Origin of the sequence: Kitasatospora sp. NPDC050463 (assembly GCF_040655255.1) — a bacterium.
GTDB lineage: Bacteria > Actinomycetota > Actinomycetes > Streptomycetales > Streptomycetaceae > Kitasatospora.
Genome location: NZ_JBFAJO010000012.1, coordinates 79958 through 96834, shown reverse-complemented (window position 1 = coordinate 96834; position 16877 = coordinate 79958). Strand labels below are relative to the sequence as shown.

The following is a 16877-nucleotide window of genomic DNA, read 5'->3' as shown; positions in this document are numbered from 1 at the left end:
GCCGGGGGTGCCGATGCCGGGGGTGCCGATGCCGGGCGCTCAGGTGCCGGGCGCTCAGGCACCGGGAGTTCGGCACACGGGCGCGGACCCGCTGCTCCCGGCGCGGGACGGGCGGTGGCCGGGCGGGCGCGGCGTCTCAGGACTCCGGGCGCAGCATCGGCGGGTTGAGCACGGTGGCCCCGCCGGGGGTGAACAGCTGTGCCGGACGGCCGCCCTGGCGGGTGGTCGTGCCGCCGGAGGGCAGCAGGAATCCGGGCGTGCCGGTGACCTTGCGGTGGAAGTTCCTCGGGTCGAGCACCACGCCCCACACCGCCTCGTAGACCCGGCGCAACTCACCGACGGTGAACTCGGTGGGGCAGAAGGCCGTCGCCAGCGAGGAGTATTCGATCTTGGAGCGGGCGCGCTCGACGCCGTCGGCCAGGATCAGCCCGTGGTCGAAGGCGAGCGGGACGCCGTCGACCGGGCTCTGCCCGAGCAGTTCGGCGACCGGGGCCCAGCGGGCACCGCTGGCGTCGCCACCGGCCCGGGGGGTCGGCAGGTCCGGTGCCAGGACGAGGTAGGCCACGCTGACCACCCGCATCCGGGGATCACGCTGCGGGTGACCGTAGGTCGCGAGCTGCTCCAGGTGCGCGCCGGCCGTACCGGAACTCGCCGCGTCGTGCCCCGGAGCGGAGTAGGCGCGCAGGCCGGTCTCCTCGGCCAGCTCCCGGGAGGCCGCCTCGGCCAGGCCCTCGTCCGGACGGACGAAGCCGCCGGGCAGGGCCCAGTAGCCCTGGAAGGGAGGCTCGCCCCGCCGGACCAGCAGGGCGCACAGCGCGTGGTCCCGCACCGTCAGCACCACCAGGTCAACCGTGACAGCGAACGGGGGGAAGGCCGACGGGTCATAACGCGACATGGCGACGATCATAGTCGTCTCTCTGACGATAAGCACAGGCCCGCGCACCAAGCGTGCCGTGACCGTACGCGGCCCGAAGGCCGGTCGGGCAGAGCGGGCGGCCCCGCCCGACCGGGGCACGGTTCGGGCACCTCAGCGGGCGACCAGCTGGAGCTCCGCGGACGCCTCCTCGACCATCGCGACGCCGATCCGGCTCACCCGCACCGAGAACGGTTCGCCCGCGACCCGCAGCCCGGTCAGCTGCAGTTCCCCGAGCGGCGCCGTACTGGCCGGCCGGACCAGCACCCGCCCGCCCGGGACATCGGGGCGGACCCCGGCGAGAGCGAACACCGCGTGCACGGCTCCGGCCGCCGAGACCGCTGCCGGGTGGCAGGCGGCCGGGTGCGGCACAGGCGGGCAACCGGGGGCGCGCTGCTCCCCCGCGTACATCTCGGGCAGTCGGCCCTCGAAGTGGGCGGCCGCGCCGAGCAGGCCCTCCAACAGCGCACCGGCCTCGTTCTCGTGGCCGGCCTCGGCCAGCCCGGCGATCGCCAGGGCGGTCTCATGGACGCGCACCGCCCCGCTGCGGTGGCCCAGCGGATTGAACCGGGGCGACTTGGCGCTGAGCGTTCGCAGCCCCCAGCCGCTGTCCAGCTCGGGCGCGGCCAGGCGCTGGGCGAGCAACCTGGTCTGTTCGCGGTCGAGCAGGCTCTCGTGCCGGCCGCCGTCGGCGCAGAGACCCGGGTCGAGGAGGTGGACGAAGGAGGAGGCGACGGCGGGCAGCGGCTGGCCGCCCGGCACGAGGCCCGCCGCCGGGCGCCCGCCGGAGAGGTCGTCGATCCAGAACCGCTCGCGGAAGCGCCCCCGCAGCGCGGCCGCCCAGCCGCGCCACTCGTCGGCGCCGGGGCGGCCGAAGGCCTCCAACAGCTCGGCGCCGTGCAGTGCGGCCCGGTGCGCCTGGGCCTGGACCTCGGCCCGGGCCGCCACCGGATGGGCGGCGCGCTCCTCCACCGGACGGCTCAGGTCGGTGACGAAGCCGTCGACCAGGCCCTCCCGGAGCGCCCCGAGCGCGCGCTCGGCGGCCGGCAGCAGCTCGGCGACCTCGTGCCGGGGCAGGCCCCAGCGCCAGGCCTCGGCCAGCACCGTGACGAACAGCAGCGTCGCCTCGGTGGCCGTGCAGGTGGGCGGCAGCTCCGGGCCGCCGTGCCGCAGCGCCCCGGGCAGCAGCCCCTCGGGGTGACGGCCGGGCTGACCGGGCGCCTGCCGGCCCGGGCCGCCCTGGCCGGCGGCCCGCCCGAGCTGCTGACGGCGGGCCAGCGCGCGCAGGGTGCCAGCCGCCAGTCGGGTGCCCAGCGGGAGCGTCAGGCGGGCCGCCCAGAGCGCGTCCGCCGGGGCGAGACCGAAGCGCCAGGGCGCCCCGGAGGCCGGGTAGAGGTCGGTCGGGCGGTCCGGGTCGGCGAACAGCAGACCGCCGAGGGCGTCCAGCGCGCGCGGCACCAGCAGCTCGACCCGGTGGTCGTCGCTGCGGACCTCCGGCTCCGCCCAGGGCAGCGGCACTCCGGTGCCCCGGCCACCCGGCGGCCGCGGGCCGGGGGCGGTGCTCTCCAGCTCGGTGCGCAGCTCGACCGACCAGCGGGCGCCGGGCTGCACCTCCAGGTCCCAGCGCAGCACGCCGGCACCGGCCAGGACGGCGTGCGGCGACGGCTTGGCGCTGACGACGGCACTGTGGGTGGGACCGGCCCAGCGCAGCCCGGCGGACTGCACCTGTCCGGGCAGGTCCGGAGGCCGGTGTCCGGCGGCGATCTCGGCGACCGGGCCGAGGTCGGTGCCGAGGGCGATCTCCAGCGGCAGCCGGGCGGGCCGGCTGCCGGTGTTCCGGACGGTGACGGTCTCGACCCCGTCGGCGTGGCGCAGGCGCTCGACGGTGAGCGCCGGATCGGGATCGAGGTCGCCGGGGATCCGTACAGCGCCGAGGAAGCGGGCCTGCGCCGCTGTGGTCAGGGTGCCCTGGAGCGGCAGTGGCTCCATGCCGCCGATCCGCAGCTCCATCCGGGCCAGTACCCGGACGCCGGATCGGTAGAAGCCGTGGAGGCCGTGACCGCGCAGCTGCCCGTCCGGCCCGGAGGCGGCCATGGCGGGGGCGTTGACGCAGAGCACCGCGTGGTGGACGGCGGCGGGCTGCGGGCGCGGCGGCACCGTCGACCGGGCCGGGCCGCCGGGCACGCCCGCGGGTACCTGGTCGGGGCGGCCGACCGGTCTCGGCGCACCGACCACGCTCTCGGCCGGCATGGCCTGTGGTGGCCTTATGGCGGTCACCGGACTCTCCTCCCCTCGGCGGTCCGGTGGCCGGTGGGGCCGGTGGGCCGCGAGCATGCTCGATCGCGTGCTGATGATGTCTGGCCGGTGGGGGTTCCCGCCGGCGTTTCTGCCGTGTCTGGCCGTACCCGTCCCCGGGCCGTGCCATGCGACGCCCGGTGCCGCTGAGGCACCGCGCCGCCTGCTCCGGGCGCTCCGTGGCGCCCGGCGCTTCGTCATGACCCTCGTTCGGTCGCGCCGGTGACGCCGTGTCCCGATCGGCGCCCCGAACCCGCCGTCGACGGGTGCGAGGCGGCCGCAGCCCGTCCGCCGCCCGTCGGCCGGGCGGTGCGCCGGTCGTCTCGCCGTCCGGTCTCCCGGCCGCCGCCGTGCCGCGGCTCGGGTCTCGGCGCGCCAGGGCGCCGTCCGCCTCCGGGAGCCCGGTGCCCGTCCGGGCACAGTGCCCCCGGGGTGAACGCCGCCGACCGGCCACAGGTAACGCTCGATCTGTCGCTTCGGCCTGCCGCGCCGGAGTACCGGGCAGTCGTGCCGCCGCCACCGCCGGGCAGGCGGTGCTCCGGGCCGGTGGTGCTCCGGGCCGAACCGCGTGTGGCGCGGCCGTCGTACAGCCTCGCGCGGCTCCTCGGGCGGACGGTCGTGAACGGCAACCGTCGAACCCGTGTCCGACCGCCGCCAGGATACGGTGCGGGGGTTGCGGCGCCCGCACCGGCAACACCGTGAGCGGCGACGTGACCGCTGTGAACCAGACACATACCGAGGAGTTGCATGTCCACCGCCAGCCGGCTGCCCGGGATTGTCACGACCGACCACGTCTTCCGCCTGCCTCTCGACCACACCGCCTCCCAGGGCGAACAGATCGAGGTGTACGCCCGCGAGGTGGTGGCCGCGCGCCGTGAGAAGGACGACCTGCCCTGGCTGCTCTTCCTCCAGGGCGGGCCGGGCGGCAAGGCGAGTCGCCCGCTCGGCCGGGACGGCTGGCTGGAGCGCGCCCTCGACGACTACCGGGTGCTCCTGCTCGACCAGCGCGGCACCGGGCGGTCCACGCCCGCGACCCGGCAGACCCTCGCCCGGCGCGGCGGCGCCCGGGAACAGGCGGACTACCTGGCGTACTTCCGCGCGGACTCGATCGTGCGCGACGCCGAGCTGATCCGCCGCCGGCTGCTCGGCGAGGACAGGCGCTGGAGCGTGCTCGGACAGAGCTTCGGTGGCTTCTGCCTCCTCACCTACCTCTCGATCGCGCCCGAGGGGCTGCACGAGGCCTTCATCACCGGTGGCCTCGCGGGTCTGCGCAGCTCGGCCGACGATGTCTACCGGGCGGCCTACCCCCGGGTCGTCCGCAAGAACGAGGAGCACTACGCCCGCTTCCCGCAGGGCGTCGAGGCCGTCCGGCGGATCGCCGCTCACCTGGCGGAATCGCCCGCGACCCTGCCCGGCGGCGGACTGCTCACCGTCCAGGCGTTCCAGGCCCTGGGCCTGATGCTCGGCGGCGGCAGCGGCTCCTACAGCCTGCACTACCTCCTGGAGGAGGCCTGGGTGGAGGGCCCCGACGGGCCCGAGCTGTCCGACACCTTCCTGGCCGGTGTCCAGGCGAAGGTCTCCTTCGCCGAAGGGCCGCTGTACGCCGTACTGCACGAGCCGATCTACGGCCAGCAGTCGGTGGACCGGGCGGGCACCGCCTGGTCGGCCGAGCGCGTCCGCCGGGAGTTCCCCGAGTTCGACGCACGGGCGGCGTTGGAGTCCGGGGCTCCGGTGCTGTTCACCGGAGAGATGATCTACCCCTGGATGTTCGACACCGACCCGGCACTTCGCCCGCTGAAGGAGACGGCGGAGCTGCTCGCCGCCCGCACCGACTGGTCCGACCTGTACGACCCGGCCCGGCTGGCCGCCAACTCGGTGCCCGTGGTGGCGGCGGTCTACCACGACGACATGTACGTCGACACCGCCGACTCGCTGGAGACCGCCCGGGCGGTTCGCGGTCTGCGGACGTGGGTCACCAACGAGTGGGAGCACGACGGTCTTCGGGTGAGCGGTGGCAAGGTGCTCGACCGCCTGATCGCGATGGCGCGCGGCGAGGCGTAGCAGGTTCCGGCCGCCGGCTCGGTACGGCGGCGCGACCGGCGCCGGTCGGCCCGGACGGCCCGGACGACCCGGGCCGACCCGCGGACGGCCGAGCCGGGGGCCCGGGCCGCCGGGGCCGTCACTGCGCATACCGGGACCGGCCCGCCGAACCACGGGCGCCGCGACACCGGCTGCGCCCGTCCGCCGCGGCCTCCGCCGACGCCCAGGGCGAGGCCCGACCCAGCCGCAGCCTCCGGGCGGAGCGCACCCGGGCGGACGGACGGCCCGCGCCGCGGTCGGACGTCCGCAGCGGCGGCCCACCGCTCGGGCCGTCGTCGGACCGACCGGACTCGCCGGACTTCGGCCTGGCCCCGGCCGGGCGATCGGGGATCCGCCCGGCGGTACCGGCCGCGTCCGCTGCGGCCGCCGGGCCGGCGACGTCCGAGACGGTCGGAGCATCGGCCTCGGCCGCCCCCTTCCGGGCCCGTCGGCGGCGCGGCTTGGCCGGCGTCGGGCCCGACGGCCCCTCCGGCGCATGCTCCGGGTCACTGCCCGGGCTCCTCTCCGGGGTGCCGTCGGGGCTGTCCGCCGGCTCTCCCCGCGCCTCGCCGGAGCGACGGCTGCGCTCGGCCGCCACGCTCGCCAGCAACTCCTCCGGCGAGAGCCCACCGTTCAGCGACTCGTAGAGCAGCTGGGCCAGCAGGTAGGAGGGGGCGAGCCGGAGCGTGTGGGCCAGCACGACACGCGCCGTCGCGGTGTCCCCCGCGACCCAGGACGCCCAGGCCAGCAGGGTGAGCGGCGGCGGGGCACAACCGGTGTAGGGCGGCACGCAGCGCCTGGCCAGGAAGCGCCAGAGTCGCTGGGTGGGCGCGAGCTCCTCGGGCCGGACGTATTCGGCGGCCTGGTCCCGGATCCGCCGGTCCTGGAGGGCGATGAGCAACCGCGCCGCCCGGTGCTCGTCGAGCGCGCGCGAGCCGGCCATGAACTCGGCCACGGCCTGGTCGAGCAGCGCACTGCCCTGCTCCCGGGAGAGCGCGGGCGCATGCCCGGCTCGCTCGTCGGCCACGGCCCGCGCCAGCGCCAGGCGCTGCGCATCCGCACCGGGCGGGCCGATCGGAGCCAGCCCCGCAACGAGCGCCTTGCGACTCCCCCGTGGCGCGAGGCCGGCGAACGTGGCCGCCGCGGCCACCGGGCCCGGGCCCGGGCTGTGCCGGACCGGGTGGCCGGCCGGGTCGCAGCACCCCTCCCGGCGGCAGAGGAAGGACCACCAGCGGCCGGACGAGACGCAGAGCGACTCCTTCACCGCCACTCCCCTGGCCTCGAAAGCCGCCCGTAGCTCCTCCGCGAGCGGTCCGAGCCGGTCGAGCACCGGCGGGCCGTGCTCCCGGTCGGGATCCTGACAGAGGTAGAGCAGGACCTGGACCGGTCGGCGGTCCCGCCGCTCGGAGAGGCCGACGAGCAGCGAGGCCGTCTCGCCGGCGGCCGCCGGCCACTGCTGCGGCGACTCGGGGATGTCCAGTCGGATCACCCCGCCCTGGTGGAGATCCGGGCCCTGGAGCCCGACGGCGACGATGCTGTCGTCGGGGAAGAAGCCCAGCAGGTAGGGCAGCAGCTCGGCCATGTCGGCCGGGCCCCGCATGGTGACCGGCCGCCCGGTGGAGGCCGGGCCGAAGGGGGGTGCGATGCGTTCGTTGTTCATGACCGGAAGACTGCCGCAATTCGCGGGCGGCCCCGGAATTTCCCTTTTCCCTGTGGATAAAGCCCGCCTGTGGATAAAACGTCCCTCGTTCGGGGCATTCGGAGCCACTCTTCCGGGGGACATTCGGCCGCCGTTCAGCGGAAGAGCCGATGAAATGCACCCCCGAGCCACCCGCTCATGACCACCGCCGTTCGCCCTTTGTCGGCGGCTCGGGGTTACATGGACGGCATGCAGCAGCCGCAGAACCACACCACCGCGACGGCCGGCACCGGCAGCGCGACAGCCGCCGACCGCGCCGAGGTCCGGGCGCGGGCCGAGGCCGTCCTGCGCGAACTCGCCGGGCCCGCCGCCACCCTCCGCGACGACCAGTGGACGGCCATCGAGGCCCTGGTGGTCGACCACCGCCGGGCCCTCGTGGTGCAGCGCACCGGCTGGGGCAAGTCGGCCGTCTACTTCATCGCCACCGCCCTGCTGCGGGCCCGCGGCGCCGGTCCGACGGTGATCGTCTCCCCGCTGCTCGCCCTGATGCGAAACCAGGTCGAGTCGGCCGCCCGGGCCGGCATCAACGCCCGCACCATCAACTCGGCCAACACCGACGAGTGGGACGCGATCCAGGCCGAGGTCGCGGCGGGTGCGGTGGACATCCTGCTGGTCAGCCCCGAGCGGTTGAACAACCCCGACTTCCGCGACCAGGTGCTCCCCAAGCTGGCCGCCTCCACCGGCCTGCTGGTGGTGGACGAGGCCCACTGCATCTCCGACTGGGGCCACGACTTCCGCCCCGACTACCGCCGGCTGCGCACCATGCTCGCCGACCTCTCCCCGGGTGTCCCGGTACTGGCCACTACCGCCACGGCCAACGCCCGGGTCACCGCCGACGTCGCCGAGCAGCTCGGCACCGGCTCCACCGACGAACACGCCCTCGTGCTGCGCGGCCCGCTGGACCGCAAGAGCCTCACCCTCGGGGTGCTCCCCCTGCCCGACCCGGCGCACCGGCTGGCCTGGCTGGCCGACCACCTCGACCGGCTGCCCGGCTCCGGCATCGTCTACACCCTGACCGTCGCCGCCGCCGACGAGGTGACGGCCTTCCTGCGCGAGCGGGGCTTCCCGGTGGCCTCGTACTCCGGGCGCACCGAGGACGCCGAGCGCCGTACCGCCGAGGCGGACCTGCTGGCCAACCGGGTCAAGGCCCTCGTCGCCACCTCCGCCCTCGGCATGGGCTTCGACAAGCCCGACCTCGGCTTCGTGGTGCACCTGGGCTCGCCCAGTTCGCCGATCGCCTACTACCAGCAGGTCGGCCGGGCGGGCCGCGGCGTCGACCGGGCCGAGGTGCTGCTGCTGCCCGGTCGCGAGGACGAGGCGATCTGGCGGTACTTCGCCTCACTGGCCTTCCCGCCCGAGGAGCAGGTCCGCCGCACCATCGACGCCCTCGCCGAGGCGGGCCGGCCGCTCTCCACCGCCGCGCTGGAGCCCCGGGTGGACCTTCGCCGCGCCCGGTTGGAGACCATGCTCAAGGTCCTCGACGTGGACGGCGCGGTGCGGCGGGTCAAGGGCGGCTGGACGGCCACCGGGCAGAGCTGGGCCTACGACACCGCCCGGTACGCCAAGGTCGCCGCCTCACGCGAGGCCGAGCAGGCGGCGATGCGCGCGTACGCGGCGGCGACCGGCTGCCGGATGGAGTTCCTGCGGCGGCAGCTGGACGACGAGCAGGCCGAGCCGTGCGGCCGCTGTGACAACTGCGCCGGGCCGCTGCACACTCCGGAGATCTCCACCGCGGCGCTGGACGCGGCGCGGGCCGCCCTCGGCCGGCCCGGCGTCGGCTTCGAGCCGCGCCGGCTCTGGCCGACCGGCATGGACGCGTTGGGCGTGCCGCTCAAGGGCCGCATCCCGGCGGGCGAGCAGGCCGAGACCGGGCGGGCCCTCGGCCGGCTCTCCGACATCGGCTGGGGCAACCGGCTGCGGACGCTGCTGGCCGACCAGGCACCCGACGTGCCCGTGCCCGGCGAGGCGGTGGACGCCCTGGTGACGGTCCTGAGCGACTGGGCGCGCGGCCCCGGCGGCTGGGCCGGGCCCGCGACGACCGAGGGCGTCCGGCTCGACCGGCCGGTGGGTGTGGTGACCATGGCCTCGTCGACCAGGCCGCAGCTGGTCGGCAGCCTCGGTGCCCGGATCGCCGAGATCGGCCGGCTGCCCCTGCTCGGCCGGATCGAGTACGCGGCCGGCCGGCCGCCGCACGGCGCGCGCAGCAACAGTGCCCAGCGGCTGCACGCGCTGGCGGGCGCGCTCACCCTGCCGCCGGACGTCGCGGCCGCGGTCGCCGCGGCCGGCGGCCCGGTGCTGCTGGTGGACGACCTGGTCGACTCCGGCTGGACGGTCACCGTCGCGGCCCGGCTACTGCGCAAGGCCGGGGCGAGCGCCGTCCTGCCGCTGGTGCTGGCCGTGCAGGGCTGAGACGGGGGCCGGGACGAGCAAGGAGGAGGCGACGGGGCCGCGACATCGGGCGGACGGCGGCGGAGCGGGAGGTTCCAGGACCGATGTGCACCCGAATGGAGTAATGCCGGCGCGGACCGGAAGATCCACGGGCGCCAGCGGCACCGATCGGGGAAAGAGAGGGGTGACCTTGCGAAAAGTACTCCGCACCGGCCTTCGGGCGCGCTGGATCACGGCCCGACACGCCCTGAGTGGCGCTCGCACCGCCGTGGAATATATCCGGCAGAACGTTGGCTTTCGGGCGGCGTTCATCATTTCATCGTTGCCGCTCCACCCCATCTGCCCTGAGAATTGGACCGTACCCGGAACCCGGTCCGCTGGACCAGGCCTTCGGCGTACACACGTACCCGCGCGCCCGTGGGTCGGGAAGGAGGATCGTGATCAACGGTATCGGCCGAGGTCAGCATCCCCTCGTCCGGAGTTCGGCGCCCAGACGGGTATGCGACCTGGAGACGTGGGCTGCCTCGGGGATCCCGTTGCTGCACGACCCGCGCGAGTTCGTCCTGGAGCTGCACCAACGCCACCTGCCGCAGCCCGGCACGGTCGTGATCGCCGTGCTGGACGCGTCGCACAGGCTGAACGCCTCGGCCTCCTTCGCCCCCCGGCCGCGCCACACCGATGGCTGGCAGCACCGCAACGCGCTCCTGACGCACCTGCGCCAGGTCACCCCGCACGACCTGCGCCGGGCCATCCCGAACCGGACGGCCGTGCTCCTGCGGTGCCGGGAGGGCGCGGCGGGCTGGACGGCACAGGACGGTGCCTGGATGTGGGCACTGCAGGACGCGGCCGCCCTGCACGGACTGCGCTGCGGTTCGTACATCACGCTGGCCCCGGCGGGCTGGCAGATCCTCGGGGACGGCCGGAACGGCCGCACCCCGCACGCGGGTTCATGGGCCGACGGGCCGGTCCACACCGTGACCGAACTGCCGCCTCGCTCCGCGCTGGACGGTACGCGCGGACAGCGCCCCCTGCGCCAGGCCGAGCGCCAGTGGGCCCCCGCGCGGGTCGCGGCGATCGAACCGGGCCGGCGCACCGGCACCGCCTGAGGCGAGCACCCGGGACCTCGGGCCGCTGTCGCGAGGCAGCGGGCGGCGGGACGGCGGGCGGCGGAGTCGCAGACTGCGGGCGGCAAGGGGGGCGCCAAGGCGGGGGCGGCATGGGTCGGGCCCGGCACCAGGTGGCGCCGGGCCCGGAGGTCGACAGGTGTCAGACGGTCGCCGGACGGCCGGCCGGTGCACCGGCGGCCTCGGCGGCGGGGCCGGCGTTTCCGCAGACCACCAGGAGTTCGGCCGCCCGGCCGCGCGCCTCGGCGAACGCCGCGGCGGCACGGTCGGCCGTGCCGCCGTTGACGACCAGCACGACCACCTCGCGACGGGCCGGGCGGGTCAGCGCGGCGTCCGCGTAGAACACGTCACCGCCTTCGGCGAGTTGCGCCCAGTAGCGCTCCTCGCCGAAGGAGAGTTCGTGCCGCTGCCAGGGGTGCGGCTCGCCGACTGTGAGTACCAGGACGGCGCCCGGGTTGCGGCCGGAGTCCAGCAGCCGGTCGACCGCCTCGTCGGCGCGCTCCACCGCCTGTGCGGCGGTGGCGGCGAGGTGTTGGACCGCGATCTGCGGTGCGGCGGGCTCCGGGCGGCGCGGACCGGGCTTGGGGATCCCGGCCGGCCGGGGCTTCGGCCCCGGGCGCTCGGCACCCGGTGGCGCCGGCCGCGGAGGTGCGGGGCGTTGACCCGGCACCGGGGCCGGGGCGGCGGTGAGGGTCGACGGTGCGGCAGAGGTCGCGCTGCCGGAGGCAGGCGTACGGGGGGCTTGTGCGTCCGACTCGCGGGGGAAGGGAACGCCGGGGCCCGGGAGGCTCACGTGAATCTCCGGCTCCTCGGGGAAGACAGGCATACCCGGATATCTATCAAATGCCGGTCGAGCGCGCACGGGCGCCCCACCCATTGGGCACCCCGAACCTTCCGCCCCCACCCGGAGGACCGGCCGACGAAACGTCAGAAACCGAGCGTCAACTGCTCGTCGGCGGGTCCCGCCGCGCCCGGTCCGCCGGCACCGACCACGACCCGGGTCCGCTTCAGGTGGCGCCACTTGGGCAGCCCGTCCAGGTAGGCCCAGGAGAGCCGGTGCTGCTCGGTCGGGCCGAACTCCTCCAAGGCGGTGCGGTGCACCGGGGACGGGTAGCCGGCGTTGTCGGCGAAGCCGTACTCGGGGCACGCCTCGCCCAGTTCGGCCATCAGGCCGTCACGGTGCACCTTGGCGAGCACCGAGGCCGCCGACACGCAGATGCAGGACTGATCGCCCTTGATGACCGTGCGCACCCGCCATGGGCCGCCCAGGTAGTCGTGCTTGCCGTCCAGGATCACCGCGTCGGGCTCCACCGGCAGCGCCTCCAGGGCGCGCACGGCGGCCAGTCGCAGCGCCGCGGTCATCCCCAGCTCGTCGCACTCCAGTGCCGAGGCGTGACCGAGCGCGTACGCGGTGACCCAGTCGGCGAGGACCGGGGCGAGCGCCTCCCGGCGCAGCTCGGTGAGCAGCTTGGAGTCGGTCAGGCCCTCCGGCGGCTTGCGCAGTCCGGTGACGGCCGCACCCACGGTGACCGGGCCGGCCCAGGCACCGCGCCCGACCTCGTCGAGACCGACAACGATCTTGGCGCCGGCCCGGCGCAGCGAGCGCTCGACGGAGTGCGTCGGCGGGACGATGGGCATCGCGGAGTCCTTCGGCTGGGGCAACCTCCAGCCTAAGCCCCACCCGGAACCGCCCCCGACCACCCCGCACCCGGCCACCACGACCCGCTGCACCGCGACCGCCGACCACCGGCCACCGCCCCCGACCACCCCGGCCCCTCCCCCGCGCCCGCAGGGCCTCAGCGCCGCCGGGCCTCAGCGCCGCAGGGCCGCAGAAGCACGCGTCAGGTGCGGATCAGCGGCAGCAGGACCTCGTCCACCAGCTCGACCGCGAACTCGGACCCGATCTGCCGGCCGCAGACCTTGACCCGGTACATCAGCATCGCGGGCGCCACGTCGGCGACCAGCGGGGTGACCGCGCCGGGCCGGACATCGCCGCGCTCGGCTCCCCGCCGCAGGATCTCCAGGATGGTGGCCTTGGTCGGCTCGATCACCCGCTGGACGATGAATCCCTTGAACAGCTCGGCCTGCTCGTGATCCAGCTCGGCCATCAGTGCCTGCATGGCACCGCCCGACCGGGAGTTCATCGCCTCGGTGAAACCCTGGATGAGCAGCAGCAATTCATTGCGGGCGGACCCGAGGTCGGGGGCGTCGGAGGGCCGTGGCAGAGTGGAGTCCAGGGCGTCGACGACGAGTTCGACCTTGGACGCCCAGCGCCGGTACAGCGCGGCCTTCCCGGTCCGCGCCGCCCCGGCGATGCCTTCCATCGTCAGCCGTGCGAATCCGCCGGAGGTGAGCTGGTCGAGCGCGGCCGCGAAGATCGCCTGTTCCAGCTCCTTGCCCCGGCGGCGCATCGGTCGGGACAGGACCTCGGCGGCCGCCTTCACCGGGCAGAACGACGCCGGCCCGGGCATCGGGGCGACAGCCTTCGGCGCCGGAGCGGGCACGGGCGGGCGGCCCGCCGCCCGCTCCTCCACCGGCCTCGTGAGCTGCTCGTCCGCCCGGTCCCCGGCCCGGCCGTTCGTCCGCTCGGTCAGCTGCTCGGTCAGCTGCTCCGTCGGGCGCTCGACCGCCCGACCCCCCGACCGGTTCGCTGCCTGGCGTCGCACCAACTGATCCATCATCACCAACCTTAGAGAACGCTTGCGTTCACAATCTTGTCCAGGATATCGTCCAGATTAGTGAACGATCCCGTTCCTTCATAGCCTGCGGGACGCCGCAGGGCCGCACCGGACCTCGGGTCCACAGCATACGAAGCAGTAGCCAGCAGGGGGCACTAACTTGGCTATCTCCGACACGCTCAGCAAGAACTCTCCACCGCAAGGCAGCCAGGGCAGGAACAAGAGCATCACCCTGACCGTCATCGCCGCCACGCAGCTGATGGTCGTCCTCGACGCCACCATCGTGAACATCGCGCTGCCGCAGATCAGGGACGCGCTGAACTTCTCCACCACCAACCTGTCGTGGGTGATCAACGCCTACACGCTGACCTTCGGTGGCTTGCTGCTGCTCGGCGGCCGCGCGGGCGACATCCTCGGCCGTCGCCGGGTGTTCATCGCCGGCACGCTGCTGTTCGGGCTGGCCTCGCTGCTCGGCGGCTTCGCGCAGGACGGCGGCATGCTGCTGGCCGCCCGCGCGCTCCAGGGCATCGGCGGGGCGATATGCTCGCCCACCGCTTTCGCCCTGATCGCCACCAACTTCGACGAGGGCCCCGAACGCAACAAGGCCTTCGGCGTCTTCTCGGCGGTGGCCGGCTCGGGTGCGGCCATCGGCCTGCTGGCCGGTGGCGTGCTCACCGAGTACCTCGACTGGCGCTGGGTCTTCTTCGTCAACGTGCCGATCGCGGTCCTGATCGCGATCGCCGCACCGCGCTACATCGCCGAGTCGGAGCGCCGCGAGGGCCGTTTCGACCTGCCCGGCGCGCTCACCTCCACGCTGGGCCTGGTCGGCCTGGTCTACGGGTTCATCCGGGCCGCCTCGGACGGCTGGACGGACAGCGTGACGCTCGGCTCGTTCGCGGCCGGCGTGCTGCTGATGGCCGCGTTCCTGGTGATCGAGAACCGCACCGCGCAGCCGATCACCCCGCTGCACCTGTTCGCCAACCGCAACCGCACCGGCGGCCTGGTGATGATGCTCTGCCTGGCCGCGGCCATGTTCGGCATCTTCTTCTACATCACGCTCTTCGTGCAGGGGCCGCTCGGCTACAGCCCGTTGAAGGCCGGCGTCGCCTTCCTGCCGATCAGCGTGTCGATCATCATCGCCGCACAGGTCGCCTCCACCCTCCAGGCCAAGTACGGCCCGAAGCCGTTCATGGCCGGAGGTGCGCTGTTCGTCACCATCGGGCTCACCTGGCTGACCCAGATGGACGCGGACAGCGGCTACCTCGACGGGGTGCTCGGCCCCACGGTGGTGTTCGGCTTCGGCATGGGTCTGACCTTCGTCCCGGTCATGCTGCTCGCGGTCGCGGGCGTCGCCGGCGAGGACACCGGTGCGGCTTCCGGCCTGCTCAACTCGATGCAGCAGATCGGTGGTTCCCTCGGTCTGTCGATCCTCACCACGGTGTTCGCGCACTACGCGACCGCGGAGGCCAAGCTCCAGCTGCCCGGCTTCATGGCCACGGCCACGCCGGAGCAGAAGGCGGCGCTCCTGGAGAAGAAGGAGTTCCCCAAGGGCACCGCAGCGGCCAACGAGGTGCTCGCCCAGGGCATTTCGCACGGATTCATCGTGGGTGCGGTGCTCGCCGGGCTCGCCCTGGTGGTCGCGGTCGTCGTCATCAAGGCCAAGGCGGACGACCTGCCGTCGAACAGCGCCGGCGTAGCGATGCACTGACGCGGTACAGGTCGGGGCGGCCCGGGACGGCGGAGACCGACCCCGCCCCGACCGCGGAACGCGTGAGGGCCGGCCGGGAGCAGCGAGCTCCCGGCCGGCCCTCATCCGTCTGGGCACATCAGTGCACTTCACAGCAGATCACGGCGGATCACGGCGGATCGCCGCCGGTCGCCCAGGTCGGCCTGGATCAGAGCCAACCGACTCATGGCCCACCGACTCAGGGCCGCTCGATGCTGCCACCCTTCCAGAGCCCCGCCCGGTCACAGGCGTTGCCCTCCGACGACACCGCGTCCACCAGCGGACGCTCGGCGAAGATGCTCCGCGCCCGGGAGCCGGCGAGGCTGGCCGCGTACCAGGGCTTGGGCTCGCCGGCGGCGTCGATCCGCATCAGCTCCAGCGCGCAGGTCCGGTAGTCCTTCGGCAGGCGGTCCAGGGCCGGGACGGCGTCGAGCGAGAGGTCCCGGACGTTGCGCAGGTCGATCTGGTGGGTCCGCTCGTAGCGGGCCACGTTCTGTTCGGCGACGATCGCGTCCGGGCCCATCAGCCCGTACACCGCGGCGGTCAGCATGCCGCTGAGCACCACGGCACGCGGGAGCCACCCGGCCGAGCGGACCAGCCCGGCCGTGATCACCAGCAGGAACACGACGCCCAGCCAGACCTCGACCACCAGCACCCAGAGCCGGAGCCTGGTCAGCCCGGAGGCGTCGACGTAGAACCACATCCGGCCGAGGGCCGACGCGACCACCACGAGGGTGAGCAGGCAGAGCACGCCAAGCAGGACGCGGGCCAGCCTGCGGTCGCCCTCGGTGCCGCGCGGCGCCCAGCGCTTGGCCACGCCGACCACGACCAGGGTCAGGACGGTGACGGCCGTCAGCTGCCAGAAGCCCTGCCGGGCGTACTCGGAGCGGCTCATCCCGGTGTTGCGGATGATGGCGTCCCGGCCGCCGAGCACCACCACGGCCTGGACCACCGCGAAGGCGCCGAACATCAGGTTGAGCGCGACCAGCGGCAGCGCCCACTCCAGCCGGCCGCGCTCGCGGCCCGGCCGGATCACCGTACGGTCCCAGCGGCGCGGGCCCGCCGCGATGTGGGCGAAGCCCAGTGCGACGACCGTTCCGAGGACGAACAGCACGGCGCGCAGCGGGAACTCACCGAGGTCCAGGCTGGGGATGAGCCCCTCCAGGACGTCGGCCATGGCGGCGTCGGCGCTGGCGAACAGCGAGCCGAAGACGGCCAGCAGCACCCCGGCCACCACGACCGCCTTGAGGACCGGAGCCACCCGGCCGCGGCCGGGCGGACCGAGGACGCGCAGAGCGGCGCCGGCCCAGCGCAGGCCGGGCACGAACTGCCAGAGGATCCCCGGCAGGGCGAGCAGCACGCCCGCCCAACGGCGTCCGCCGTGCAGCGCGAGCGAGGCCAGGCCCAGCGCGCAGAGCGTCGAGAGCATCGTCGGCCAGCCGGCGTCGGAGAGCGCCGGGACGGTGAGCAGCGCGAGCGCGAGCACGCTCCAGAGCACCGTCCAGCCGCGCACCCGGCGACCGGCCGAACGGGCGGCCAGACCGGCGCCGACCGCGGCGGCCGCGCCGCAGATCAGCAGGTTGACGCCGAGTCCGCGGTTCAGCAGCCAGGAGACCAGGAGGCCGGTCACCAGCGCGGCCGCGAGCGTCCGTGGCGTGGCCGGGGCCTTGGGTCCGGGGTCGCTGGGGCGCAGCCACGCGAAGGGCTGCGGGCCCGGCTGGCCCGGCGCGCGGTAGGGGTTCGGGCCCTGGGCCGCTCCCGGTCCGGGCCGACCGGGAGCGGCCGGTCCGGGCTGCTGCCTCCCCTGGTCTCCGGGAGCGCCGTACGGGTCGGATCCGGACGGTCCGCCGGCCGGGGCGGGTGTGGAGTGGCCGGACATGGGTTCCCCCTCGAATGGTCTGCGGGCATGCGGAAGCCGCCCTTGGTGCAGTCCGCCGACAGGCGCCGGGGCGCCGCGACTGACGCCGACTGTAGA

The 16877-nt window shown here is 74.8% G+C and carries 10 protein-coding genes and 1 pseudogene; 4 read left to right on the top strand and 7 right to left on the bottom strand.

Translation table 11 applies throughout. The features are described from left to right. Positions 1-136: 136 nt before the first annotated feature. Together AB0J08_RS10445 and AB0J08_RS10440 are read right to left on the bottom strand one after the other, a co-directional pair. Positions 137-895 (bottom strand): annotated as a pseudogene (locus AB0J08_RS10445) (NUDIX domain-containing protein); the annotation flags it as partial. A 132-nt stretch (positions 896-1027) separates the two neighbouring features. After that, positions 1028-3190, bottom strand: a complete 2163-nt coding sequence (locus tag AB0J08_RS10440) for a glycogen debranching N-terminal domain-containing protein (protein WP_360630098.1) — start codon at positions 3188-3190, stop codon at positions 1028-1030. 765 nt (positions 3191-3955) lie between these two features. Here AB0J08_RS10440 and AB0J08_RS10435 point away from each other — a divergent pair. Continuing rightward, positions 3956-5269: an alpha/beta fold hydrolase gene (locus tag AB0J08_RS10435; RefSeq protein WP_360630095.1), complete on the top strand. Its 1314-nt coding sequence runs from the start codon at positions 3956-3958 to the stop codon at positions 5267-5269. A 118-nt stretch (positions 5270-5387) separates the two neighbouring features. Here AB0J08_RS10435 and AB0J08_RS10430 read toward each other — a convergent pair whose 3' ends face one another. Continuing rightward, entirely contained in the window at positions 5388-6947 is a 1560-nt protein-coding gene (locus tag AB0J08_RS10430; protein WP_360630092.1) for a DUF4192 family protein, read from the bottom strand. Between the two features lie 228 nt (positions 6948-7175). Between AB0J08_RS10430 and AB0J08_RS10425 the strand changes: the two genes are divergently transcribed. Then, the gene (locus AB0J08_RS10425; RefSeq protein WP_360630089.1) at positions 7176-9395 is read left to right on the top strand and encodes a DEAD/DEAH box helicase; all 2220 of its coding nucleotides are present in this window, start codon (positions 7176-7178) and stop codon (positions 9393-9395) included. 485 nt (positions 9396-9880) lie between these two features. Beyond that, positions 9881-10480, top strand: coding sequence for a hypothetical protein (locus AB0J08_RS10420; protein ID WP_360630224.1), 600 nt, complete (start codon positions 9881-9883; stop codon positions 10478-10480). A gap of 160 nt (positions 10481-10640) precedes the next feature. Here the strand turns inward: AB0J08_RS10420 and AB0J08_RS10415 are convergent, their stop codons facing one another. The 3 genes from AB0J08_RS10415 to AB0J08_RS10405 form a co-directional block, all read right to left on the bottom strand. Then, entirely contained in the window at positions 10641-11291 is a 651-nt protein-coding gene (locus AB0J08_RS10415; protein ID WP_360630086.1) for a hypothetical protein, read from the bottom strand. A 134-nt stretch (positions 11292-11425) separates the two neighbouring features. Continuing rightward, entirely contained in the window at positions 11426-12136 is a 711-nt protein-coding gene (locus AB0J08_RS10410) for a ribonuclease HII (protein ID WP_360630083.1), read from the bottom strand. A gap of 203 nt (positions 12137-12339) precedes the next feature. Beyond that, a complete protein-coding gene (locus AB0J08_RS10405) occupies positions 12340-13164 on the bottom strand; it encodes a TetR/AcrR family transcriptional regulator (RefSeq protein WP_360630080.1) in 825 nt (274 codons plus the stop codon). 238 nt (positions 13165-13402) lie between these two features. Between AB0J08_RS10405 and AB0J08_RS10400 the strand changes: the two genes are divergently transcribed. Continuing rightward, positions 13403-14884, top strand: coding sequence for an MFS transporter (locus tag AB0J08_RS10400; RefSeq protein ID WP_360630221.1), 1482 nt, complete (start codon positions 13403-13405; stop codon positions 14882-14884). A gap of 217 nt (positions 14885-15101) precedes the next feature. Here the strand turns inward: AB0J08_RS10400 and AB0J08_RS10395 are convergent, their stop codons facing one another. After that, positions 15102-16781, bottom strand: a complete 1680-nt coding sequence (locus AB0J08_RS10395) for a DUF4153 domain-containing protein (protein ID WP_360630077.1) — start codon at positions 16779-16781, stop codon at positions 15102-15104. Between the last annotated feature and the right edge of the window lie 96 nt (positions 16782-16877).

What these genes read in the sequence shown, in the direction of transcription:
- AB0J08_RS10435 (WP_360630095.1), top strand. Translation starts at nt 3,956, where the DNA reads ATGTCCACCGCCAGCCGGCTGCCCGGGATTGTCACGACCGACCACGTC.
- AB0J08_RS10430 (WP_360630092.1), bottom strand. Translation starts at nt 6,947, where the DNA reads ATGAACAACGAACGCATCGCACCCCCCTTCGGCCCGGCCTCCACCGGG.
- AB0J08_RS10425 (WP_360630089.1), top strand. Translation starts at nt 7,176, where the DNA reads ATGCAGCAGCCGCAGAACCACACCACCGCGACGGCCGGCACCGGCAGC.
- AB0J08_RS10410 (WP_360630083.1), bottom strand. Translation starts at nt 12,136, where the DNA reads ATGCCCATCGTCCCGCCGACGCACTCCGTCGAGCGCTCGCTGCGCCGG.
- AB0J08_RS10395 (WP_360630077.1), bottom strand. Translation starts at nt 16,781, where the DNA reads ATGTCCGGCCACTCCACACCCGCCCCGGCCGGCGGACCGTCCGGATCC.